A 23,742-nucleotide genomic window follows, 5' to 3' on the forward strand; every position below is an offset into this window, starting at 1 on the left:
GGTGGAGCAGCCCGGTAGCTCGTCAGGCTCATAACCTGAAGGCCGCAGGTTCAAATCCTGCCCCCGCAACCAAATCAAACACCCATATCAAAACCCCGGTACGCTAACGCGCCCGGGGCTTTTTGCGTTCGGGTGGGTGGAAAAGAGCCAGGGGTATCTTCAGGCGATGCTCGGGGACTGCTCCGCGTGCTCGCGCAGGCGATTGATCAGCCAGCGTCCGGCCGGACCGGGTGGCGTGTCACGTCGATGCAGGGCGTAAGCCGTCACCAGTCTGCCGCCCTGCCATATCGAGGGCTCCACATCCAGTTCAACGAGCTTTCCCGCGGTGATGTCCGCCTCGACCATCCAGGCCGGCATGCCGCCCCAACCGAGGCCTGCCTGGAGAAAGGCGTGTTTTGCGCCCAGATCGGCAAGCCGCCACGTCTTCTGTGCAATGACACCAAATTGTCGCCCCTGTGACAGGCTGGATCTGTCGGTAAGCACGAGCTGGACATAGCGGGAAAGCTGCTCGCGTCGAACCGGTGACTTCAGTTGCGCGAGCGGATGTGACGGGGCCACGACCATGACCAGGTTGAAGCGGTAGAGCCGCTCCGGCTTCAGTTCCTGCGAAAACAGCGGCGCGACGCCGGATATTGCGAGAGAGCAGCGTTTTTCGAGAACCGGTTCGATGACCGCGCCAAGGCCCTCGACATAGACACGAAGCTGCGTATCGGGAAAGGTCAGCTCGAAATCCATGACGGCGGATGTGAAGATCTGGATCGGGAACGTGACATCGATGGCGATGGCGAGTTCGGGTTCGATGCCGCTAGCGAGATCCCTGGCGCGAGCCTTGAACTGGCCGGCTTGCTGCAGCACGGCCCGCGCTTCCTGGGCGAGTGCGGCTCCTGCTGCGGTCGGCAAGGGATAGCGGCCGGCGCGTTCGAACAGTGTCACGTTCAGTTGTATTTCCAGACCCGCTATCGTTTGGCTCACGACGGACTGCGCGCGCCCGATCTTGCGCCCGGCAGCGGAAAAACTGCCCTCGTCCACCGCCGCCACGAGCGTGCGCAACTGATCGAGTGTGATTGATTCAATCATATTTTCGTCTCGAAAATCATTCGTTGCAGGGGTAGAGGGCGATTCATATATCGTAATAACCGATGAGTCGTATCGAGTAATATAGGCTATTTCGATGGGTAAAAGTGTTCCATGCAGTGGATGCAAACTCGGAGAACACGATGTCGAATGCCGCTGCCGTCTCTGTCCCTTCGCCGCGCGAAGTGGCTGAATTGTATCTTGCAAGGGTTGGTGCTTTCTGGGGCGCACCCGACGAACCGGAAAAGCGTGAGGCAATTGCCGATCTCTTTGCCGATGACGTGGATTGGCACGTCGCGGGCGATCCTGCTTTGGTGCCTTGGGCGGGCAGGCGTCGGACCCGTGAATCCGTGCGTGCCTTCTTCCCTGTCCTGGCCCAGGGCGTCGAGCCGCGCCGGTATGAGGTGAAGCGGATTCTGGCCGACGATACGATGGTGGTCATCGTCGGCGAGCTGATGTCTGCGATCCGGTCAACCGGCAAGCTTGTCGAGTCGCCCTTCGCCATCGAACTGACAGTTCTTGAGGGCAGGATCACGCGCTATCAACTGCATGAAGACAGCTACGCGGTGGCCCTCGGCACCAGCGCAGGGTAGAGAATAGGCAGCGCCGGGTTCCCTGCGCCGGCTTGCTGCCGAAAGTCATCATCGCAGCATCTCTGACCGGGGTGGGTACGTGATGGCACGAAACAGCCAAGCATGGGCCTCGAGGCCGGATAGGACCGCAAGCCAAGGCGGCTGCGGGCTTACCCAGCCAAAGATATCCACGTCCAAAACCCCGGCACGCATATGCGGTTGGGGTTTTTGCGTTCCAGGGGGAGGGAAGCATCGTCAGCTTCGCCTTCCGGCAGCCTCTTGCGCGATGGCCGTGTCACTGGCTATGAAAGTACCATGTCGCTCGAATCCGTCCGCACCTTCTTCTCCGAACACGCCCCCGATATCGCGGTGCTCGTCACCGAGCAGAGCTCGGCGACCGTGACGCTGGCTGCCGAGGCACATGGAGTGGCACCGGAGCAGATCGCCAAGACGATCTGCCTGCGGGTTGGCGAGGAAATCGTCCTGCTGGTCGCCGCCGGCACGGCACGGCTCTCAAATCGAAAATTCAAGGATCGTTTTGCCGCAAAGCCCCGTATGCTCGATGCGGAGCAGGTGCTGGCCGTAACCTCCCATCCGGTCGGCGGCGTGTGCCCGTTCGGCCTGCCTTCACCTGTACCGGTCTATTGCGATGTATCGCTTCGGCCTTTCGACGAGGTCGTCCCGGCCGCCGGTGCCACGAATGCGGCGGTGCGCATTGCGCCGGAGCGTCTGGTGGGGCTCGTTCAGGGTGCGTGGGTCGACGTCTGCGAGTAACGCAGACCCTCTGCGGATCCGGCAAATCGTGCGGCCGCTCGGGAGAATCGTGAAAGAGTTTCGCTAAAATTCGGGGAAATGCCCGGCTGGCAAAATTCCGCTCAAACACGCATTATGACGAAACTGTGATCAACCGCGGCCGGCTTCCGGCGGACAGCGGCGCGCGGACGCGGGAAGCCGCGGGCAGGCGGTTCGCAGTGCGAAGCGTCGGCTAGGTTCCGGGTTGCTGGAGGAGCATTTGGCCCGGAGGTTTTGCACGGCGCAGCCGCTGGCGCGCCAGGGGGAGAAAACATGTTTGAACGGCTTTTCAAGCTGAGTGAGCACGGTACGACCGTGCGCACAGAGGTGATCGCGGGTCTCACGACCTTCCTCACCATGTCCTATATCATCTTCGTAAACCCTGACATCCTGTCGACGACGGGCATGGACCGGGATGCCGTCTTCGTCGCGACCTGTCTTGCGGCGGCCCTCGGCTCGCTGGTCATGGCGCTCGTCGCCAACTGGCCGATCGGGATGGCGCCCGGCATGGGCCTCAACGCCTTCTTCGCCTTCACCGTCGTCGCAGCCCTCGGCTTCACCTGGCAGCAGGCGCTGGGCGCGGTCTTCATTTCCGGCCTCATCTTCGTCATCCTGACGGTGACCGGGGTGCGCAGCTGGCTGATCGAAGGCATTCCGCATTCGCTGCGCAGTGCCATCGCTTCCGGTATCGGCCTCTTCCTCGGCATCATCGCGCTGAAGAATGCCGGCATCGTCGTCGACAACCCGGCAACGCTTGTCGGCCTCGGCAGCCTCAAGGAAACCGGCCCGCTGCTGGCCATCCTCGGCTTCTTCATCATCGCCGTGCTCGATGCGCTGCGGGTCAAGGGTGCGATCCTGATCGGTATTCTCGCCGTGACGATCCTCTCCTGGATCACCGGCGTCAGCCAGTTCCAGGGCGTCGTCTCCGCACCGCCGTCGATCATGCCGACCTTCCTGCAGCTCGACATCATGGGTGCGCTGCATGGCGGCCTGCTGCATGTCATCCTGGTCTTCGTGCTCGTCGAAGTGTTTGATGCCACCGGCACGCTGATCGGCGTCGCCAAGCGCGCCAATCTCATCCAGGAAGGCAAGAAGAGCCGTCTCGGCCGCGCGCTTCTCGCCGACAGCACGGCGATCGTCGCCGGCTCGCTGATCGGTACGAGCAGCACCACGGCTTACGTCGAAAGCGCATCCGGCGTACAGGCCGGCGGCCGCACGGGCCTCACCGCCTTCACCGTCGCCATCCTGTTCCTCGCCGCCCTCTTCATCTCGCCGCTTGCCGGCTCCGTGCCGACCTATGCAACGGCACCGGCGCTGCTCTACGTGGCCGGCCTGATGATGCGGGAACTGACGGAAGTCGAATGGGAAGACCTGACGGAAGCGGCCCCGGCGGCGCTCACTGCGCTCGCCATGCCCTTCACCTATTCGATCGCCAATGGTCTTGCCTTCGGCTTCATCAGCTATGTCGTGCTGAAGCTGTTCACCGGCAAGTGGAAGCAGATCCATCCGGCGACGGCAATCGTCGCGGTTCTCTTCATCATCCGCTTCGCTTTCTTCGCGGAATAACCGGGCAATCACTCAAAAGAACGGGCCGCGTGATGAGCGCGGCCCGTTTTCGTTTCAGGACCTGGCAATGCCGTCGAGCCAGGCCTGCCATGTTGGTTCGGCCGCCGCCGCGGTGTCGCCGGCCTTCGGTCCGTAGAAGAAGCGGCAGACGCTGAGCCGGACCGTTTCTCCCATGCGGTAGATGCCGAACAGGCCGACGCCCGGCACGTCGCCGGAAATGTGCATCAGCACATAGCGCTGCTCCGCCTCCTGCCGCACGCGGGTGACCTCACCATAAAATGTTTCGCCGGCTTCGACGGTCCAGTTTTCGCCGGCATCGGCCGTTTCGTGGCCAAGACCGTCGAGCAGCTTGCGCCAGACCACCAGGTCCTCGCCCTGCGCATTGGCGCTGATCTGGAAGGACGCGGCATTTTCACCCGCATGATGGGAGAGGTAGAGCCGCAGCACCTCGATGAAGCCGGGCCAGCCCGATTCGAAGCCTTCCATCTGGTCGTCCCAGTCATCCGTGGCGCTGAACAGCGAATGCACCATGCGCACGAGGCACTCGTCGCCCGAGCGGGCGACAATGCTGATTTCGGTGGCGATCGGCGGGGCGTTCTCGGCCCAGCCCACCTCGACATAGCCGAAGCGGTGCGGTGGCTCCCAGCCGGTGACCGTACCGCTGGACGTAACACCCGGCATGAAATAGAAGGTCAGTTGGCCGCCGATCTTTTCCTCGATCTCGGCGCGGGTGAACCAGGCCGCGTTGCCGGGCCCGGTCGCCATGGCCTGCCAGACCTGATCTGGCGTACCGGGCGCGAGAAATTCCATTTCCACCCAGCGCTTGCCGCTGGCGTCAAATTTCGTCGGCATCGTGTTTCCTTTCGGTTTCTGGAGGGGCGGGATAGGCGGCAACCACCAGCCTGTGCGGCCGGCCGCCTGGGGTCGTGTCGTCATGGTAGCGAGCTGCAAGGGTTGTGACCGCGTGGGTCAGATCGGCGGTGAAGGCCGCACGGGCGGCGGGCGATGCAAAGCGGATGGTCGTGTCGATGGAGAGGGTGGCCAGCCGCTTGTCCGTCGCCCGCGCACCGTGCCAGAGCGCGCCCACTTCGCGCACGATGCGGGCGGCGAGCGCAAGGAGATAGCTGGCAGAGAGCCGGTCGCCATGGATGGCAGGATCGGCGTCGAGCGGGCCAAGCGCTGCGGGCGAGACCACATAGGCGCGCGCCGTCGCCACCATCAGGCGCTCGGTGATGCCGCCCCATTGCCGCTCCTCGGCCTGTTGCACCAGCTTCTGCTCTTCCAGCGCCTTCAGGTGATAGTTGACCTTCTGGCGCGTCAGGCCGACCCGGCCGGCAAGGGCGGCCGCGGAGGCGGGAACCGAAAGCTCGGCAAGCAGGCGCGCCTTGATCGGATCAAGGGCGAGCATCGCGGCGGCCGGTGTGTCGATGATGTCGAGGTCGAGCATGCCGCAGGATTCCATTGACAAGAAAATTTGTCAAGGAAGGCAAGAAAGTGCCGGCCCGTGGAGGCGGGCCGGCGGATCCGCATCCCCGGTGGATGGATCAGCGGATCAGGAAGGTTTCGTCGTAAAAATGCTCTTCGAGGTTCACGCCCTCGCCGGCGCGGTCGACCACGGCAAAGTCGGACACCGTCTCGAGCGGCGTGAGGATGCCGTGCCAGATGTTGCGGCCGATATTGACGCCCTGTCCCGGTGCGGTGCGGAAGGCGATCGGCTCGGCCGGGCCGTTTTCCGTTTCCTCGGCGACGACGACGAGGAAGGGGCTTTCGCCGAGCGGAATGAAGGCCTGGCTGCCGAGCGGGTGACGCTCGACCATCTTCAGTTCCAGCGGCAGCGGATAGGGTTCGCCGCGCAGCAGGCTGATCATCGGACGGGCCTTCTCACCGGTCGTCTCGATATTGGCAAGGTCATGGTAGCGCGTGCATTTGCCCGCATTGATCGGGAAATTGTGCGCGCCGTCCTGCTCGATGACCTGGCCGAAAGGCGCGAAGGCCTCGCGGGTCAACGGTTTGATCTCGATGGTCTTCATGTCTTTCCTCCCTCGGCCAGATGGCCAAAAACGCGCAGACGGCTGATGCCGCCGTCCGGATGAATGTTCAGGCGGACATGGGTTAGGGCACCCGCCCGCTTCACGAGATGGCCGTCGAACGTGTGGATACGGTCGGCGGCCAGTTTCTGCTCGGGCAGGATTTCCTGCCAGAACATCGACGCGGCGGTGACAAGGGTGGGGAGGTCCCCCGTCGTGCCCGTCAGGTCGGCGGCCTGCATGGAGCAGGCATCCGGGTAATTGCCCTTGAAATGGGCGGTGTCGACGACGATGCTTGTCACCGTCGCTCGTGCGGCAAGCTTGACCACGATCCATTCGTGGCCCGGCTCGCGGCGGCGGCTGGTCTCCCAGCCGTCACCCATATTGACGCCACGACCGGGCGCGAGCAAGCGCTGATGACCGTAGTGTCCGTTGGAAAGCGCGATCACCTGCCCGCCGCAAAGCGCAGACGCGAGATCGATCGGTCCTTCGGCCGGGTCGAGCGCCGGCGTCCCATAGACGCGCAGCCGCGCCACCCCGCCATCGGGATAGATTCTCAGCCGCACATGGCTGTAGAGCCCCGCCGAGGCGCAGTCGAAGAAATGCTGGGCGCTCGGTCCGAGCGGGCTTGGTGCCAGCAGTTCCACCCACGTCGTTTCGTCGTCCGGGCCTCCCGGTGCATGACAGCCCTCGATGGCGCAGGCCGTCGGGTAGTTGCCCGTGAAAAAGGCCGTGTCGACGTCGAAGCCGCGGATACGGCCGGGTTTTGCCAGCGCGATGACGGCATGGTCGTGGCCCGGCCCGCGCCGCCGGCGTGTTTCCCAGCCGTCCATCCACTTGCCGTTTTCGTCGTAGCGGCCGGGATGGTAGACGGCGGGTTCGTCGGCCAGCATGCGCGACAGCGGCCCGAAGAACTCGTCCGTCGCGAAGAGGCCGCTTGCCCCGAGACCTGCCGAGGCAAGATTGATCGTTCCGCGCGCGAAGGCGGGCAGGGCGGCGCTCGACATGGCCCGTCGCTCAGGCCGGCAGCAGCGCTTTGAGCCGCAGCAGCCCGATCCGCTCGACCTGCTTGCAGGCGGTGGCGAATTCCGTGTCGCGGTCATTGGCGATGCGTTTTTCGAAGGCGGCGAGGATGCTGGCTTTCGTGTTGTCGCGCACGGCGATGATGAACGGGAAACCGAATTTTTTCACGTAGTCGGTGTTGAGTTCGGTGAAGCGCGCGCGCTCCTCGTCGGTCAGCGCGTCGAGGCCGGCAGAGGCCTGCTCGTCGGTCGAGCTTGCCGTCAGGCGCTTGGCCTGCGCCAGCTTGCCGGCAAGGTCCGGATGGGCGACGAGCACGCCGAGGCGCTGTTCTTCGCTCGCCGCACGGAACTGGAAGGTGAGCGCTGCGGCAAGGCCGATGGCGGTGTCGTTCGCCGGCGAAAGTTCGCCCGCCCAGGCGCGCCGCGCAACCCAGGGGGAATGCTCGAAAATATCGCCAAAGCGCGTTACGAACGCCTCTTCGGCCATCTGCGAGGGGCGTTCGGCCTGCGGCCGCGGCGGATGGGTTTTCGCCCAGTGCTCGGCGATATCGACGCGCCGCGGGATCCAGACCTTTTCGTGACCCTGGATGTAGTCGATGAAGCGGGCAAGCGCCATGACGCGGCCGGGGCGGCCGATCAGGCGGCAATGCAGGCCGATGCTCATCATCTTCGGGTTGCCCGCCTTGCCTTCCGCATAGAGCGCGTCGAAGGAATCCTTCAGGTAGCTGAAGAACTGGTCGCCGCTGTTGAAACCCTGCGGGGTGGCGAAACGCATGTCGTTGGCGTCGAGCGTGTAGGGGATGATGAGCTGCTGCTTGCCATCATGCTCGTACCAATAGGGCAGGTCGTCGGCATAGGTGTCGGAGACGTAGTCGAAGCCGCCCTCTTCGGCGACAAGATCGACCGTGTTCACCGAACAGCGGCCGGTATACCAGCCGCGCGGCCGTTCGCCGGTGACGAGCGTGTGCAGGCGGACCGCCTCGGCGATCGCCGCGCGCTCCTCCTCGGCCGGCATGTCCTTGTGCTCGACCCATTTCAGGCCGTGCGAGGCGATCTCCCAGCCGGCGTCGAGCATGGCGGCGACCTGGGCGGGCGAGCGTTGCAGAGCGGTGGCGACGCCGTAGACCGTGACGGGCACGTTCTTTTCCGTCAGCAGCCGGTGCAGGCGCCAGAAGCCGGCGCGGGCGCCATATTCGTAGATCGATTCCATGTTCCAGTGGCGCTGGCCCGGCCATTGCGCCGCACCGACGATTTCGGAGAGGAACGCTTCGGAGGCGGCATCGCCATGCAGCACGCAGTTTTCGCCGCCTTCCTCGTAGTTCAGCACGAATTGCACGGCGACGCGCGCTTCGCCCGGCCACTGGGCCGCAGGCGGGGTCTCTCCGTATCCGTGCATGTCACGGCAATATCGCATGGGAACGCTCCTCCAAACGTAGTTGATGGCAAATGTCTAACCCAAGAATCGTGTGCGCCATTCCCCCGTAAATTTTGAAAGTCTCGAACGATCATCCTGCTTTTCAGTGGGTTGGGCTTGACGGATAGTGGCAGGAGGAGTGCTGTGTTCGGGAGGAAAAACCATGCAATCTCATTCGCAAGGATCTGGTCGGCTGACGACCCACGTACTGGATACCGCGCTCGGCAAACCCGCCGAGGGCCTGCGTATTGAGCTTTTCCGTGTCGAGGGCGATGCGTTCCATCTCCTGAAGGCCACCGAGACGAACGATGACGGCCGCTGCGATGCGCCGCTTCTGTCGGGCGAGACGATGAAGGCCGGCATCTACGAGCTGCGCTTCCACGCCGGCGACTATCTCGGCCGCACGGCGGATGGCCCGCTGTTCCTCGATATCATTCCCATCCGCTTCGGGCTTGCCGATGAAGGCGCGCATTACCATGTGCCGCTGCTCGTCTCGCCGTTCAGCTATTCCACCTACCGCGGGAGTTAATCCATGGCCGTCGAAATCCGCTCCGAGCTGCGCTTCATCCTGAACGGCAAGGACGTGGCCCTTCGCGATGTCGCACCGGACCACACGCTGCTCGACTGGCTGCGCCTCTCCCGCCTGCTGACGGGGACCAAGGAAGGTTGCGCCGAGGGCGACTGCGGCGCCTGCACCGTTCTGGTCGGCCGCCTGACACCCGAGGGCGGTCTCGTCTACGAGGGCGTCAACGCCTGCATCCGCTTCATGGGCTCGCTCGACGGCTGTCATGTGGTGACGGTCGAGCATGTCGCCGCCCGCGACGGCCACCTGCACCCGGTGCAGCAGGCGATGGTGGATTTTCACGGCTCGCAATGCGGCTTCTGCACGCCGGGCTTCGTCATGTCGCTCTATGCGCTGTGGATGCAGACACCCCATCCGAGCGACCAGCAGATCGAGACGGCGCTCCAGGGCAATCTCTGTCGCTGCACCGGCTACGAGCCGATCCTGCGCGCGGCGCGGGCCATCTCCAGCTATGGCGGGACGGAGAAGGATCCGCTTTTGACTGAACGCGCAACGATGATCGCGCGCCTCAAGGCGCTGCGTGACGGTGCGCGCGTCGAGATCGCCGACGGCAAACACCGGCTGGTCGTACCGGCCAGCCTCGACGATTTTGCTGGCGTGCTGGAGGCAACGCCGACCGCGACCGTAGTCGCCGGCTCCACCGATGTCGGCCTCTGGGTCACCAAGCACATGCGGGATATCTCGCCGGTGGTCTTCATCGCCGGGCTCGACGAACTGAAGTCGATCACGGTCAAGGACGGCACGGTCTCGATTGGCGCCGGCGTCACCTATTCCGAGGCGATCGACACGCTGTCCCAGCATATTCCGGCGCTCGGCCCCCTGATCAACCGCATCGGCGGCCAGCAGGTGCGCAATATGGGCACGATCGGCGGCAACATCGCCAACGGCTCGCCGATCGGCGACACGCCGCCGGCGCTGATTGCGCTCGCCAGCACGCTCACCTTGCGCAAGGGGTCGGTTCGGCGCACCATTCGCCTGGAAGACTACTTCATCGCCTATGGCAAGCAGGATCGCCAGCCCGGCGAATTCGTCGAATCCGTGCATGTACCGGCACCCGCCGCGGCGGAAAAGTTCGCCGTCTACAAGGTGACCAAGCGGCGCGACGAGGACATCACGGCGACGCTCGGCGCCTTCCGCCTGGCACTTGCCGCCGATGGCACGGTGGCCGAAATCTGTATCGCCTATGGCGGCATGGCGGCGACGCCGAAGCGGGCCTTCGCCGTTGAAAAGGCACTTGTCGGCCAGCCCTGGACCGAGGCCACGGTGGAAGCGGCAATGGAAAAGTACGCGGAAGACTATGCGCCGCTGACCGACATGCGTGCCACCGCCGAATACCGCGCGCTGGTGGCGAAAAACCTGCTTCTGCGGTTCTTTATGGAAACGACATCCAGCGATGCACCCGCACAGGTGTCCAGATACGAGGCTGCGTGAGCCATGAACAAGCACACTCCTGATCTCAAGGCAGAAAAGATCGAAGGCGGCGTCCATGCGAGCATCCGCCACGATTCCGCGCACAAACATGTCGCCGGTTCGGCTGTCTATATCGACGACATCACCGAACCCGCCGGCACGCTGCATGCCGGCTTCGGATTGTCGACCGTCGCGCACGGCATTCTGAAGTCCGTCGATCTTTCCGCGGTGCGCGCTGCACCCGGCGTCGTCGACGTGCTGACGCATGAAGACGTGCCCGGCGTCAACGACATCTCGCCCTCCTACATGAACGACGACCCGGTGCTCGCCAATGGCAAGGTCGAGTTCCACGGCCAGCCGATCTTCTGCGTGATCGCGGAAACCCGCGAACAGGCCCGCCGCGCCGCGCGGCTCGCCAAGATCGAATACGAGGAACTGCCGGCCGACATCGACATCTGGGACCTCGACGTCAAGACACACCGGCAGGTCGTCACGCCGCTGACGCTGAAGCGCGGTGACGCGGCGGCAGCGCTTGAAAGCGCGCCGCGCCGCGTGACGGGCCGCATGCGGCTTGGCGGCCAGGACCATTTCTATCTCGAAGGTCAGGTCTCGCTTGCCGTTCCCGGCGAGGACGACGAAGTGCTCGTCTACTGCTCGACACAGGGCCCGAGCGAGACGCAGCACATGATCGCGCATGCGCTCGGCGTGCCGAGCAATGCGGTGACGGTGGAAGTGCGCCGCATGGGCGGCGGCTTCGGCGGCAAGGAAACCCAGGCGAACCAGTGCGCGGCGCTTGCCGCCATCGCGGCCAAGAAGCTCAACCGCGCCGTCAAGGTGCGGCTCGACCGCGACGAGGACATGGTCGCGACCGGCAAACGGCACGATTTCGCCATCGACTACGATGTCGGCTTCGACGACGAGGGCCGCATCCTCGGCATCGACTATACGTTTGCATTGCGGGCTGGCTTTTCCGCCGACCTGTCCGGTCCGGTCGGCGACCGGGCGCTGTTCCACTGCGACAACGCCTATTTCTTCCCGCATGTGCATGCCAAGTCGGCGCCGCTCTACACCAACACCGTGTCCAACACGGCGTTCCGCGGTTTCGGTGGCCCGCAGGGCATGGTTGGCGCGGAACGCGTCATCGACGAGGTGGCCTTCGCCGTCGGCAAGGACCCGCTCGAAATCCGCAAGCTGAATTTCTACGACGCAATGGGCGTCGAAGGAGACCGCAACCTCACCCCCTACCACCAGAAGGTCGAGGACTGCATCATCCAGCGCATCGTCGCGGAGCTGGAAGAAAGCGCGGATTACGCCGGGCGCCGCAAGGCGATCGCCGAATTCAACGCGAAGAGCCGCATCGTCAAGCGCGGGCTTGCGCTGACGCCGGTGAAATTCGGCATCTCCTTCACCAAGACGGAATCCAACCAGGCCGGTGCGCTGGTGCATGTCTACACGGACGGCTCCGTGCACATGAACCATGGCGGCACCGAAATGGGCCAGGGCCTGCACCTGAAGGTGGCGCAGGTGGTGGCGGAAGAGTTCCAGATCGATCTCGACCGGGTGAAGATCACCGCCACGACGACCGCCAAGGTGCCGAACACCTCGCCGACCGCCGCCTCCTCGGGCGCCGACCTCAACGGCATGGCGGCGCAGGATGCCGCGCGCCAGATCAAGGACCGGCTTATCGATTTCGCGGCGGAAAGCCATCAGGTGCCGCGCGATCAGGTGGTGTTCCTGCCGAACCGGGTGCGCATCGGTAACGCGGAAATCTCCTTCAACGAACTGGTCAAGAAGGCCTATATGGCCCGCGTCCAGCTCTCGGCGGCCGGCTTCTACAAGACGCCGAAGATCCACTGGGATCGCTCGAAGGGCCGCGGCCATGCCTTCTACTACTATGCCTATGGCGCGGCCTGCTCGGAGGTGTCCGTCGACACGCTGACCGGCGAATATATCGTCGAGCGCACCGACATCCTGCACGACACCGGCCGTTCGTTGAACAAGATCATCGATATCGGCCAGATCGAGGGCGGCTTCATCCAGGGCATGGGCTGGCTGACGACGGAGGAACTGTGGTGGGACGGCAAGGGGCGGCTTCGCACCCATGCGCCCTCCACCTACAAGATCCCGCTCGCTTCGGATCGCCCAAAAATCTTCAACGTCGCGCTGACCGACTGGTCGGAGGCCTATGAGCCGACGATCCACCGCTCCAAGGCGGTCGGCGAGCCGCCGCTGCCGCTCGGCCTTGCCGTGCTGCATGCGCTGTCGGATGCGGTAGCGAGCGTGGCGGACCACAAGATCTGCCCACGCCTCGATGCGCCAGCTACGCCCGAATGCGTGCTGATGGCGATCGAGCGGCTGAAAGCTGCCCGAGCAAATCCAGGAAAAGTGTGATGCGGTTTTCCGTCCGGAATTGCGATCAAGAAAAGCAGGGGTGATGTCATGCCGGCCGCTCGCGAAGACATCCGGGATTTCCTGCGCCGCGAGCCGGGAGCGATCCTGGTCGAAGTGACGGGTGCCGCGGGCTCCACGCCGCGCGACACCGATGCCTGGATGCTGGTGTCGGAGCGGGCGATCTTCGCGACGATCGGTGGCGGGCAGCTGGAATATATGGCGATCGACCAGGCGCGCCGGGCGTTGCGCTCCGGGTCGGCCGCCGAGCCGATGAACGTGCCGCTCGGACCGGAAATCGGCCAATGCTGCGGCGGCCGGGTCGGGCTGTCCTTCACCGCCCTCAATCCGGCCCTCGCGAAAGACCTGATCGACCGCAGCGACCGGGAAATGGCGTCGCGGCCGCATGTCTATGTCTTCGGCGCGGGCCATGTCGGCGATGCGCTGGCCATGGCGCTGTCGCTTGCGCCACTGCGCGTCGTGCTGGTGGATACGCGCGAGGATGAACTCGTCGCCTGCACGGTGCCGCGCATCGAAACCTGCCTGACGGCGATGCCGGAGGCCGTGGTGCGCGATGCACCGGCCGGCAGCAGCTTCGTCATCCTCACCCACGACCATGCGCTCGATTTCCTCATCACCGCCGAGGCATTGCGGCGGGAGGATGCGGCCTATGTCGGCATGATCGGCTCCAAGACCAAGCGCACGACCTTCCGCAACTGGCTGGCGCGCGAAATCGACCGGCCAGAACTGTTTTCCAATCTCGTCTGCCCGATCGGCGGCACGGCGGTGAAGGACAAGCGGCCGGCGGTCATCGCAACACTTGCAGCGGCCGAGATCATGACGGCGGCGCTGAGCTGGGTTGCCGCCAAGACGGAGCGCCGGGTGGCGGTCAGTCGCTAGACGCTTCGGCGGCCGGCTCGTCTGCGAGCAGCTTGCCGATCAGCCGCTGACATCGCTCGGCCATGAAATCGATCATCAGGCGCAGTTTCGGATCCTGGAAGCGCTTGTGCGGATAGATCGCGGCGAGCTGCACGGCGGCGGGCGGTGCGTCCTTCAGGATTTCGACCAGACGGCCTTCCTTCAGATGCGCCTTCACCTCGAACAGCGGCTTGTTGATGATGCCGCGATCCTCCAGCGCCCATTGGGTCAGGACGTCGCCGTCGTCGCTGTCATAGGGGCCGGCGACCTCGAACTTGCGCGGGCCTTCGGCCGTCACCAGCGTCCAGTAATATTCCTTCGAGCCGGGATAACGCAGCAGCAGACAGTCGTGTTTGTCGGCGATCAGCGCATCGGCGTTGGCAGGCGTGCCGCGGCGGGCGAGATAGGTCGGGGACGCACAGAGCACGCGTTCGCAATTGAGGATGCCGCGCATGCGCAGGTTCGAATCCTCGAGCACGCCGAGCTTGAAGGCAACGTCGACGCCTTCGGCGAGAATATCGACATTGTGGTCCGACAGGCGCACGCGCACTTCGATATCCGGGTATTTATCGTGGAATTCCGGGATGCCCGAGGCGATGAGCCGCCGGCCAATGCCGAGCGGCGCGGTGATCCTGAGCGAGCCCTTCGGGTTGCGCGAGAGATCGGCGATCGCCGCTTCCGCCTCGTTGACCGCCTCGATGATCTTCACGGCGCCATCGTAGAACACCCGGCCATGCTCGGTCGGCGAGAGCTTTCGCGTCGTGCGGTTGAACAGCCGCACGCCGAGATGGCGTTCCAGTTCCTTGATGCGATTGCTGGCGACTGCGGGGGTGACGCGCTGGTCGCGCCCTGCTGCCGAAAGGGTACCGAGTTCGACCACACGAACGAAGACGCGCACATTATCGAGATAGGACATGGTTCTTTCTACCACATTGGCGTGCAGATCAAAGTGGGCGTGATCTTATAGATTTTTTTGAAAGTGTTGAGGATTCACCGGGATTTCCGCGAAAATCACTTGATGGCAAACAGGTGCATGGAAAATGGGTGGAGGCCCCTATGTACGAATATGCCATTGCCTGGGACTGGCTCATGTTTGCCGTCCGCTGGCTGCACGTCATCACGGCGATTGCCTGGATCGGCTCGTCCTTTTATTTCGTCGCGCTCGACCTGGGCCTGAAGAAACATCCCGACCTGCCGCCGGGTGCGCATGGCGAGGAGTGGCAGGTCCACGGCGGCGGTTTCTACCACATCCAGAAATACCTGGTCGCGCCGGCCGCGATGCCCGAGCACCTCGTCTGGTTCAAGTGGGAAAGCTACGCCACCTGGCTCTCCGGTTTCGGCATGCTCTGTCTGGTCTATTATGCCGGGGCGGATCTCTACCTGATCGACCCGAACGTGCTCGACGTCTCGAAGCCGGTGGCAATCGCCATCTCGCTCGCGTCACTGGGCTTCGGCTGGATCATCTATGACCTGATCTGCAAGTCGCCCTTCGGCAACGACAACACGCGGCTGATGGTGGCGCTGTATTTCATCCTGGTCGCGGTGGCCTGGGGTTACACGCAGCTCTTCACGGGCCGCGCCGCCTTCCTGCATCTCGGTGCCTTCACGGCGACGATCATGTCGGCGAACGTGTTCTTCATCATCATGCCGAACCAGCGCGTCGTCGTTGCCGACCTCATCGCCGGTCGCACGCCCGATCCGAAATACGGCAAGATCGCCAAGCAGCGCTCCACGCACAACAACTACCTGACGTTGCCCGTGCTGTTCCTGATGCTGTCGAACCACTATCCGCTGGCCTTCGGCACGGAGTTCAACTGGATCATCGCCTCGCTGGTCTTCCTGATGGGCGTCACGATCCGCCACTATTTCAACACCACATCCGCCAATGCCGGCAATCCGACCTGGACCTGGCTGGCAACGGCCCTGCTCTTCGTGCTCATCATGTGGCTCTCGACGGTGCCGAAGGTTCTGACGGGCGAGACGGCCGATGCCAAGGTCTCGGCTATCCAGCAGCCGTTCATCACGGCGGAAGCCTTCCCGAAGGTGCGTGACACGGTGCTTGGCCGCTGTGCCATGTGCCACGCCAAGGAACCCGGCTGGGAAGGCATGGTTGTGCCGCCGAAGGGCGTCGTGCTGGAGACGGATGGCGACATCGCCAACCATGCGCGCGAAATCTATCTGCAGGCCGGCCGGTCGCACGCCATGCCGCCGGCCAATGTCACCCAGGTTTCGGACGAGGAGCGCAAGCTCTTCGTCGCCTGGTACGAAAGCGCTGTGAGCGGGGAGAAAACCCAATGAGCGAACTGCTGATCCGTGGCCGTGTCCTGACCTTCGTCAATGAGCCGCAGGGCATCGACGATACTGCCTCCTATCGCTACTTCGAGGACGGAGCGGTGTTCGTGCGGGGCGGCAAGGTCGTCGAGGCCGGCGATTATGCGGATGTCAGCAAGCGTGCCGGTGCCGAGGTCGAGATTGCGGACCACCGTCCGAACCTCATCCTGCCCGGCCTGATCGACACGCATCTGCATTTCCCGCAGACCCAGGCGATCGCCTCCTATGGCGCCCAGCTGCTCGAATGGCTGAACACCTACATCTTTGTCGAGGAGCAGAAGTTTTCACGCCCCGCCCATGCGGCGGCCGTGGCGGATCGCTTCATGGACGAGCTTTTGTCGAACGGCACGACGACCGCGGTCGCCTATTGCTCGGTGCATCCGGAAAGCGTCGAGGCCTATTTCTCGGCAGCCGAAGCGCGCGGTATGCGCATGATCGGCGGCAAGGTGATGATGGACCGCAACGCGCCGGACGCACTGCGCGATACGCCGCAGCAGGGCTATGACGAGACGAAGCGGCTCATCGAAAAATGGCACGGCCGCGGCCGCGCGCATTATGCGATCAGCCCGCGTTTTGCCATCACGTCGACGCCGGAGCAGATGGAGATGAGCCAAGCGCTCGTTGCCGAACATCCGGAATGCTACGTCCAGACCCATCTTTCGGAAAACCGCGACGAGATCGCTTTTGCGACCTCGCTCTATCCGGCGGCCAAGGATTATACGGATATCTATGCCCGTTACGGCCTGCTGAACGACCGCATGCTGCTCGGCCATTGCATCTATCTGAGCGACCGCGAGATTTCGGCTCTCGCCGAGAGCGGTGCCGTCGGTGTTTTCTGCCCAACCTCGAACCTCTTCCTCGGCTCGGGCTTGTTTGACCGCGACCGCTTCGACAAGCTCGGCGCCCGCTGGTCGGTTGCGACCGATGTCGGCGGCGGCACGAGTTTCTCCATGCTGGAAACCATGGACGAGGCCTACAAGGTGCTGCACCTGCAGGGCCAGCGGCTGACGCCGTTTGCTTCCTTCTACCGCATGACGCTCGGCAACGCCCGCGCGCTCGGCCTCGACAACCACATCGGCTCGCTGCATCCGGGCGCGGATGCGGATATCGTCGTGCTCGATTCCAGCGGCAAGTCGGCGATGGAATACCGCATGCAGACGGCCACGTCGCTCGCCGAAGAACTCTTCATCCTTCAGACCATGGGTGATGACCGCTGCGTGGCGGAAGTCTATGTCGCCGGCAAGCCCATGAAGGGCAAGGCGGCCAAGCGTGCGGCTGCGGCAAGCCGCCTGTTCGAAAGCGCCTGACTATTTGAGGGTGCAGACACCGTTCGCGCCGCCGTGTCCGGTATAGGAAACGGCGGGCGAACCATCCGGGTTGATCGAGAGCGAAATCGTCACCCCGTGGCCCTTGGCCTCGTAATAGTTGTCGTTGAAGACGTGCAGCTTGGCTTCCGTGCCATTGATATAGATCGGCCCGCCCTCGTCGGCATGAACTTCGATATTGCCGGGACAGGTGGCGTTGACGAGCGGGATCTTGGCAACAGCGGGACTTGCTGCAAGAAGTGCGAAGGCGGCGATGGCAAAACGGGCTTTGGCTATCATCGGCAAATCCTCTCGTGACTACGCCGCGTAGACTGGCCGATAAGGCTTTAAAGTCAAGCGCGCTTCGCCCGCCCGCCCATCGCCTTGGTCAGCCCTTCCGCCGCCGCGCGAACGACCGGCCCGAAGGCGTCGACCTTGCTGTCGGGCAGCCGCACCGCCGGACCCGACACCGAAATGCCGGCGACCGCCTCGCCATATTCGTCGAAGATCGGGGCGGCCACGCAGCGCATGCCGAGCGTGTGCTCCTCGTCATCGATCGACCAGCCGCGGATGCGGATCCTTGCAATATCCTCTAAGAGCGTCGGCACGGAATCGCGCGTCTTGTCGGTGAAATGCTGCAAGGTGCGGCCGGCGAGCAGCGCCTCGATGCGGGCGTCGGGCCAGGTCGAGAGGATCGCCTTGCCGATGCCCGAGGCATGGATCGGCCCGCGCCGGCCGGGGCGGAAGAAGGCGCGCATCGGCGCATGGCTCTCCACCTGCGAGATGAAGACCACGTCGCCGTCGTCCTCGATGGCGATATTGGCGGTTTCGCCGCAGCCTTCCATCAACTGCTTGAGGAACGGCCGGCTGATCGTGCCGAGCTTGCGGAAACGAAGATAGGCGGTGCCGATCTCGAAGGCCTTGACGCCGATCGTCCAGGCGCCCGTCTCGCCGTCATGGGTGACCATGCCGTGCTGGGCAAGCGAGGTCAGCAACCGGTGCACCGTGGAGGGCGCCATGCCGGACTGGTCGGCAAGGTCGGTCAGGGCAGCGCCATCCGCCTGTGCCACCAGCTCCAAGAGCCTGAGGCTGCGATCCAGCACCTGCACGGAGGAGGCCACCGCATTTTCCGCCGGTTTGCGCCCCGGCCTGCCCCGCGTCTTTTCCTGATGCTCTGCCATGTCATTTCTCCTGTCCGCCGCAGTCATGACATAGCCGGCCCGCGTCGATTGTTCCAGTTTCGTTGAAAATGTTTATTTCCATCTGATGGGATTGATTTCCATTTTGTGATTGCGCCGGGTCATAAATGCGTTACCTTCCATCCCAAGAGACGGAGGAAATCCCATGGCTAAAATGCGTGCTGTCGATGCTGCGGTACTGGTTCTGGAAAAGGAAGGTATCGATTGTGCCTTCGGTGTTCCGGGTGCAGCGATCAATCCCTTCTATTCGGCGCTGAGGGCGCGCGGCACGGTTCGCCACGTTCTCGCCCGTCACGTCGAAGGCGCAAGCCATATGGCGGAAGGTTACACCCGTGCCCGCGCCGGCAATATCGGCCTGTGCATCGGCACCTCGGGTCCGGCCGGCACCGACATGATCACCGGCCTTTATTCGGCAGCAGCCGATTCGATCCCGATCCTCTGCATCACGGGCCAGGCGCCGCGCGCCCGCCTCGACAAGGAGGATTTCCAGGCGGTCGATATTGCGAAGATCGCAGCGCCCGTCACCAAGTGGGCAGTCACCGTCATGGAGCCGGGCCTGGTTCCCTATGTCTTCCAGAAGGCGTTCCACACCATGCGTTCGGGCCGCCCCGGTCCGGTCCTGGTCGACCTGCCGATCGACGTCCAGCTCGCCGAAATCGAATTCGATATCGATGCCTATGAGCCGCTTGAGCCCTACAAGCCGGCTGCGACGCGGGTCCAGGCTGAAAAGGCGCTCGCCATGCTGAACGCGGCAGAACGCCCGCTGATCGTTGCCGGTGGCGGCATCATCAATGCGGATGCCTCGGACCTGCTGGTCGAATTCGCTGAAATCACCGGCGTTCCGGTCATCCCGACGCTGATGGGCTGGGGCACGATCCCCGACGACCATCCGCTGATGGCCGGCATGTGCGGCCTGCAGACCTCGCATCGCTACGGTAACGCGACGATGCTCGCCTCCGACTTCGTTCTCGGCGTCGGCAACCGCTGGGCCAACCGCCACACCGGCAATGTCTCGACCTACACGGAAGGCCGTACCTTCGTTCACGTCGACATCGAGCCGACCCAGATCGGCCGCGTCTTCACGCCTGATTTCGGCATCGTCTCGGATGCTGGTGCAGCACTCAAAGTCTTCCTCGACGTTGCGACGGAGTGGAAGGTTGCCGGCAAGCTGCGCGACTGGTCCGGCTGGGCCGAGGAATGCCGCGAGCGCAAGCGCACCATGCTGCGCAAGACCCATTTCGACCAGGTGCCGCTGAAGCCCCAGCGCGTCTACGAAGAGATGAACAAGGCCTTCGATCGCGACACCTGCTACGTTTCGACCATCGGTCTGTCCCAGATCGCCGGCGCGCAGTTCCTGCACGTCTACAAGCCGCGCAACTGGATCAATTGCGGTCAGGCCGGCCCGCTCGGCTGGACGCTGCCGGCAGCGCTCGGTGTTCGTGCCGCCGACCCGGATCGTCCGATCGTCGCTCTGTCGGGTGACTACGATTTCCAGTTCATGATCGAGGAACTGGCCGTCGGCGCCCAGCACAAGCTGCCCTACCTGCATGTCGTCGTGAACAATTCGTATCTCGGCCTCATCCGCCAGGCCCAGCGCGGCTTCAACATGGACTTCGAAGTCTCGCTCGCCTTCGACAACATCAATGCGACCGCGGATTCGGAAGCCGGCTACGGTGTCGACCACGTCGCGGTTGCCGAAGGTCTCGGCTGCAAGGCCATTCGGGTGCGCAGTGCCAACGAGTTCCAGGAAGCCTTCGCCACGGCGCAGGCGCTGATGAAGGAGCACCAGGTTCCTGTTGTCATCGAGTTCATCCTCGAGCGCGTCACCAACATCGCCATGGGCGCCGATATCAACGCCGTCGTCGAGTTCGAGGAGCTTGCCGAACGCGGCGAAGACGCCCCGACCGCCACGTTCGCCCTGCTGGATTGAGGAGAGATAATATGCCGAAATTTGCGGCCAACCTGACCATGCTCTTCAACGAGGCGCCCTTCATGGAGCGCTTCGGCCTAGCCGCCAAGGCCGGCTTCGAAGGGGTCGAGTATCTCTTCCCCTATGATTTCGACAAGGATGCGATCCGCGCCGAACTGGACAAAAACGGCCTGACCCAGGTGCTGCACAACTTGCCGGCCGGCAACTGGGCCGGCGGCGAACGCGGCATCGCGGTCCTGCCGGACCGTGTCGATGAGTTCCGCCAGGGCGTGGCCAAGGCCATCGACTATGCGACGGCGCTCGGCTGCAAGCAGGTCAACTGCCTGTCGGGCATTGCGCCTGCCGGCGTGCCGGACAGCGTGCTGCGCTCGACCTTCGTCGCCAACCTGAAGCTTGCGGCGAACGAGCTCGGCAAACACGGCATCAAGCTATTGATCGAGCCGATCAACCGCTTCGACATTCCGGGTTTCTACCTGAACACGCCGGACCAGGCGGCCTCGATCATCGCCGAAGTCGGCAGCGACAACCTGTTCATCCAGTACGACCTCTACCACCAGCAGCGCACCGAGGGCGAACTGATCGGCACGTTCAAGAAGCACCAGGCCAGGATCACCCACGTGCAGCTCGCCGACAATCCGGGCCGCAACGAACCGGGCACCGGTGAGATCGCCTATCCCTTCGTGTTCAAGACGCTCGATGCGCTCGGCTACGACGGCTGGATCGGCTGCGAATACAAGCCGCGCGCCACCACGCAGGAAGGCCTCGGCTGGCTGGCCGAAGTCGGCCGCTGAGCACAGCAATTCCAGCGGTTTTGCGTCCGGAATTGCGCAAAACAAGCAAATAGTTTCAAGATTGGGAGTTTAGATCATGGCAAATATCGGTTTCATCGGCCTCGGCATCATGGGCACCCCCATGGCGCGCCACCTGCAGAACGCCGGCCACACGGTCGTCACCTCGAAGTTCTTCATTCCGCCGCACAAGGACCTGGTCGATAACGGCCTGCAGATCGTCGACAGCCCGAAGGCGCTGGCCGAGACCGTCGACACGATCATCCTCATGCTGCCCGACACCCCGGAAGTGCAGGACGTGCTGTTCGGCGAAAACGGCGTCTCCTACGGCCTTTCGGCCGGCAAGCTCGTCATCGACATGAGCTCGATCTCGCCGATCGAGACCAAGGAATTCGCCAAGAAGGTCCGCGCGACCGGCGCCGAATATGTCGATGGCCCGGTCTCGGGCGGCGAAGTCGGCGCCAAGAACGCCTCGCTCTCCATCATGGCCGGCGGTTCGCAGGAGAGCTTTGACCGTGCGCTGCCGCTCTTCGAGCTGATGGGCAAGAACATCACGCTCGTCGGCGATTGCGGTGACGGTCAGGTGACCAAGGTCGCCAACCAGATCATCGTGGCGCTGACCATCGAAGCGGTTGCCGAAGCCCTCGTCTTCGCCTCGAAGGCTGGCGCCGATCCGGCCCGCGTTCGCGCAGCACTGATGGGCGGCTTTGCCTCCTCGCGCATTCTCGAAGTTCATGGTGACCGCATGGTCAAGCGTACATTCGATCCTGGCTTCCGCATCTCGCTGCACCAGAAGGACCTCAACCTGGCCCTCCAGGGCGCCAAGGCACTGGGCGTTTCGCTGCCCAACACCGCCTCGACGCAGGAACTTTTCAACCAGTGCGCCGCCCACGGCGATGCGGGCCTCGATCACTCAGGTCTCGTCACGGCGCTGGAGCGCATGGCGAACCACGCCGTCGCATGACGACGGCCTGACCGGGCGGGGAGGGGAGCCCCGCCCGGTCACCCTTTCCTGGAGGAGGAAGACAGCCTCTCATCCCGCCATGCCATCTTCCGATTTGGAGGATGGCACTGGCTTGCGGATGAGGGGCTGTGTTTAATACGACCGCCCGCATGACCCGGAGGAACCGCATGCCCCCAATCGCCGACCCGCGCGCCTTTCTCGAAACCCTCTTTTCCGTCGCGGTCGCTGCCGCCGACCCGGAAAAGGTGCTGGCCGCCAACCTGCCGGAAAAGCCGAAGGGCCGCACGGTGGTGATCGGCGCCGGCAAGGGTGCCGCGCAGATGGCGCGTGCCTTCGAGCGGCTGTGGGATGCGCCGCTCACCGGCGTCATCGTCACGCGCTATGGATATGCCGTGGCCTGCGAGCGCATCGACGTTCTCGAAGCCGCCCATCCGGTGCCGGACGATAGCGGCCTGCTCGCCTCCGGCCGGTTGATGGCCGCCGTGCGGGGACTTACGGCAGACGATCTGGTCGTCGCACTCGTCTGCGGTGGCGGTTCCGCGCTTTTGCCCGCACCGGCCGGTGATTTGACGCTGGCCGACGAAATCGCCGTCAACAAGGCGTTGCTCGCCTCCGGCGCGCCGATCAGCGCGATGAACGCCGTGCGCAAGCAGGTCTCGCGCATCAAGGGAGGACGGCTTGCAGCACTTGCCCATCCCGCCCGCGTGGTGTCCCTCGTCGTCTCCGACATTCCCGGCGACAACCCCGCCCTCGTCGCCTCCGGCCCGACCATCGCCGATGGCACGACGCGCGCCGACGCGCTTCGTCTCATCGAGCGCTATCGCCTCGACCTGCCCGACGCCGTGATGCGCCATATCCGCGACGGCAAGGACGAGCCGCCGCTGCCGTCCGATGCCTGTTTTGCCCGCAACGAGGTCAGGCTCGTCGCCTCCGCTGCCGTTTCGCTGGAGGCTGCCGCCGAGGCCGCGCGGAAGGCCGGCGTCGAAGCCGTCATCCTTTCCGATGCGATCGAGGGGGAGGCGGCGGAAGTCGGCCGTGTTCACGCGGCCATCGCCGCCGAGGTGGTGCGTCGCGACCGGCCTTTCCGGAAGCCGGTTGTCATCCTCTCGGGGGGAGAGACGACCGTGACGATCAAGGGTAAGGGCAAAGGCGGCCGCAACGGCGAATTCCTGCTGTCCTTCGCCTGCGCCACGGATGGTCTCGACGGCCTTTCCGCGCTTGCCGCCGACACGGACGGTATCGACGGTTCGGAAGACAATGCCGGCGCCTTCGCCGATGGGGGCACCGTCGCGCGCCTCACGGACCAGGGCAAGGATGCTGCGGAATTCCTGTCGCGCAATGACAGTTGGACCGCCTTCGACGCGCTCGGCGACCTCTTCGTACCCGGCCCGACCGGCACCAATGTCAACGATTTCCGGGCGATCCTCATCCAGTAGCGTGGCATGAAGACAGCCCGGTAA

At 64.1% G+C, this 23,742-nt stretch carries 22 protein-coding genes; 13 read left to right on the forward strand and 9 right to left on the reverse strand.

Features of this window, described 5'->3' with window-relative positions; genetic code table 11:
• Positions 1–159: 159 nt before the first annotated feature.
• Positions 160–1,077, reverse strand: a complete 918-nt coding sequence (locus tag AC1RT2_RS27010) for a LysR family transcriptional regulator (protein WP_493106961.1) — start codon at positions 1,075–1,077, stop codon at positions 160–162.
• A gap of 140 nt (positions 1,078–1,217) precedes the next feature.
• Between AC1RT2_RS27010 and AC1RT2_RS27015 the strand changes: the two genes are divergently transcribed.
• From AC1RT2_RS27015 to AC1RT2_RS27025, 3 genes are all read left to right on the forward strand, one after another.
• Positions 1,218–1,667, forward strand: a complete 450-nt coding sequence (locus AC1RT2_RS27015) for a nuclear transport factor 2 family protein (protein WP_493106962.1) — start codon at positions 1,218–1,220, stop codon at positions 1,665–1,667.
• Between the two features lie 294 nt (positions 1,668–1,961).
• On the forward strand, positions 1,962–2,420 hold the full coding sequence (locus tag AC1RT2_RS27020) for a YbaK/EbsC family protein (RefSeq protein ID WP_444800190.1): 459 nt from the start codon (positions 1,962–1,964) through the stop codon (positions 2,418–2,420).
• A gap of 291 nt (positions 2,421–2,711) precedes the next feature.
• Positions 2,712–4,004: an NCS2 family permease gene (locus AC1RT2_RS27025; RefSeq protein WP_069060475.1), complete on the forward strand. Its 1,293-nt coding sequence runs from the start codon at positions 2,712–2,714 to the stop codon at positions 4,002–4,004.
• Positions 4,005–4,058: 54 nt separating this feature from the next.
• Here AC1RT2_RS27025 and AC1RT2_RS27030 read toward each other — a convergent pair whose 3' ends face one another.
• From AC1RT2_RS27030 to puuE, 5 genes are all read right to left on the reverse strand, one after another.
• Positions 4,059–4,856, reverse strand: a complete 798-nt coding sequence (locus tag AC1RT2_RS27030) for an SRPBCC family protein (RefSeq protein WP_493106965.1) — start codon at positions 4,854–4,856, stop codon at positions 4,059–4,061.
• Positions 4,840–5,451, reverse strand: coding sequence for a winged helix-turn-helix domain-containing protein (locus AC1RT2_RS27035; RefSeq protein ID WP_493106967.1), 612 nt, complete (start codon positions 5,449–5,451; stop codon positions 4,840–4,842). Before AC1RT2_RS27035 ends, AC1RT2_RS27030 begins: the two co-directional genes overlap by 17 nt.
• A 97-nt stretch (positions 5,452–5,548) precedes the next feature.
• Positions 5,549–6,034, reverse strand: a complete 486-nt coding sequence (locus AC1RT2_RS27040) for an ureidoglycolate lyase (protein ID WP_069060473.1) — start codon at positions 6,032–6,034, stop codon at positions 5,549–5,551.
• A complete protein-coding gene (gene alc / locus AC1RT2_RS27045; protein ID WP_493106969.1) occupies positions 6,031–7,038 on the reverse strand; it encodes an allantoicase in 1,008 nt (335 codons plus the stop codon). Before alc ends, AC1RT2_RS27040 begins: the two co-directional genes overlap by 4 nt.
• A 10-nt stretch (positions 7,039–7,048) precedes the next feature.
• Positions 7,049–8,467, reverse strand: coding sequence for an allantoinase PuuE (gene puuE, locus AC1RT2_RS27050; protein WP_493106971.1), 1,419 nt, complete (start codon positions 8,465–8,467; stop codon positions 7,049–7,051).
• 163 nt (positions 8,468–8,630) lie between these two features.
• Between puuE and uraH the strand changes: the two genes are divergently transcribed.
• From uraH to xdhC, 4 genes are read left to right on the forward strand one after another with little or no spacing between them, the layout of a single operon-like run.
• Entirely contained in the window at positions 8,631–8,996 is a 366-nt protein-coding gene (uraH, locus tag AC1RT2_RS27055) for a hydroxyisourate hydrolase (protein ID WP_493106973.1), read from the forward strand.
• A 3-nt stretch (positions 8,997–8,999) separates the two neighbouring features.
• Positions 9,000–10,481 (forward strand): xanthine dehydrogenase small subunit, encoded by a 1,482-nt coding sequence (gene xdhA, locus AC1RT2_RS27060; protein ID WP_493106975.1) that lies wholly within the window; start codon positions 9,000–9,002, stop codon positions 10,479–10,481.
• A gap of 3 nt (positions 10,482–10,484) precedes the next feature.
• Entirely contained in the window at positions 10,485–12,851 is a 2,367-nt protein-coding gene (gene xdhB, locus AC1RT2_RS27065) for a xanthine dehydrogenase molybdopterin binding subunit (protein ID WP_493106976.1), read from the forward strand.
• Between the two features lie 48 nt (positions 12,852–12,899).
• The gene (gene xdhC, locus AC1RT2_RS27070) at positions 12,900–13,748 is read left to right on the forward strand and encodes a xanthine dehydrogenase accessory protein XdhC (RefSeq protein ID WP_257949299.1); all 849 of its coding nucleotides are present in this window, start codon (positions 12,900–12,902) and stop codon (positions 13,746–13,748) included.
• Here xdhC and AC1RT2_RS27075 read toward each other — a convergent pair.
• The gene (locus AC1RT2_RS27075; RefSeq protein ID WP_493106978.1) at positions 13,738–14,682 is read right to left on the reverse strand and encodes a LysR family transcriptional regulator; all 945 of its coding nucleotides are present in this window, start codon (positions 14,680–14,682) and stop codon (positions 13,738–13,740) included. The genes xdhC and AC1RT2_RS27075 overlap by 11 nt on opposite strands.
• A gap of 140 nt (positions 14,683–14,822) precedes the next feature.
• On the opposite strand from AC1RT2_RS27075, the gene AC1RT2_RS27080 reads away from it, so the two are divergent.
• On the forward strand, positions 14,823–16,064 hold the full coding sequence (locus AC1RT2_RS27080; RefSeq protein WP_257949301.1) for a urate hydroxylase PuuD: 1,242 nt from the start codon (positions 14,823–14,825) through the stop codon (positions 16,062–16,064).
• Positions 16,061–17,404: a guanine deaminase gene (gene guaD, locus AC1RT2_RS27085; RefSeq protein WP_493106980.1), complete on the forward strand. Its 1,344-nt coding sequence runs from the start codon at positions 16,061–16,063 to the stop codon at positions 17,402–17,404. The genes AC1RT2_RS27080 and guaD overlap by 4 nt, the downstream gene beginning before the upstream one ends.
• On the opposite strand, the gene AC1RT2_RS27090 is transcribed toward guaD, so the two are convergent.
• Both AC1RT2_RS27090 and bhcR read right to left on the reverse strand, forming a co-directional pair.
• Positions 17,405–17,701: a hypothetical protein gene (locus AC1RT2_RS27090; RefSeq protein ID WP_069060463.1), complete on the reverse strand. Its 297-nt coding sequence runs from the start codon at positions 17,699–17,701 to the stop codon at positions 17,405–17,407. It lies immediately after the preceding gene.
• A gap of 53 nt (positions 17,702–17,754) precedes the next feature.
• Positions 17,755–18,582: an HTH-type transcriptional regulator BhcR gene (gene bhcR / locus AC1RT2_RS27095; protein WP_493106982.1), complete on the reverse strand. Its 828-nt coding sequence runs from the start codon at positions 18,580–18,582 to the stop codon at positions 17,755–17,757.
• A gap of 163 nt (positions 18,583–18,745) precedes the next feature.
• Between bhcR and gcl the strand changes: the two genes are divergently transcribed.
• The 4 genes from gcl to AC1RT2_RS27115 all read left to right on the forward strand — a co-directional run bounded on the left by gcl (position 18,746) and on the right by AC1RT2_RS27115 (position 23,718).
• A complete protein-coding gene (gcl, locus tag AC1RT2_RS27100) occupies positions 18,746–20,530 on the forward strand; it encodes a glyoxylate carboligase (RefSeq protein WP_069060461.1) in 1,785 nt (594 codons plus the stop codon).
• An 11-nt stretch (positions 20,531–20,541) separates the two neighbouring features.
• Entirely contained in the window at positions 20,542–21,321 is a 780-nt protein-coding gene (gene hyi / locus AC1RT2_RS27105) for a hydroxypyruvate isomerase (protein WP_493106984.1), read from the forward strand.
• Between the two features lie 76 nt (positions 21,322–21,397).
• Positions 21,398–22,282 carry a 2-hydroxy-3-oxopropionate reductase gene (locus AC1RT2_RS27110; RefSeq protein ID WP_493106986.1) on the forward strand — a complete coding sequence of 295 codons (885 nt, stop codon included), beginning with the start codon at positions 21,398–21,400 and terminating at the stop codon, positions 22,280–22,282.
• A gap of 167 nt (positions 22,283–22,449) precedes the next feature.
• Entirely contained in the window at positions 22,450–23,718 is a 1,269-nt protein-coding gene (locus tag AC1RT2_RS27115) for a glycerate kinase type-2 family protein (RefSeq protein WP_493106988.1), read from the forward strand.
• Positions 23,719–23,742: the final 24 nt, after the last annotated feature.

The organism is Shinella sp. GW821-FHT11G07 (assembly GCF_058808115.1).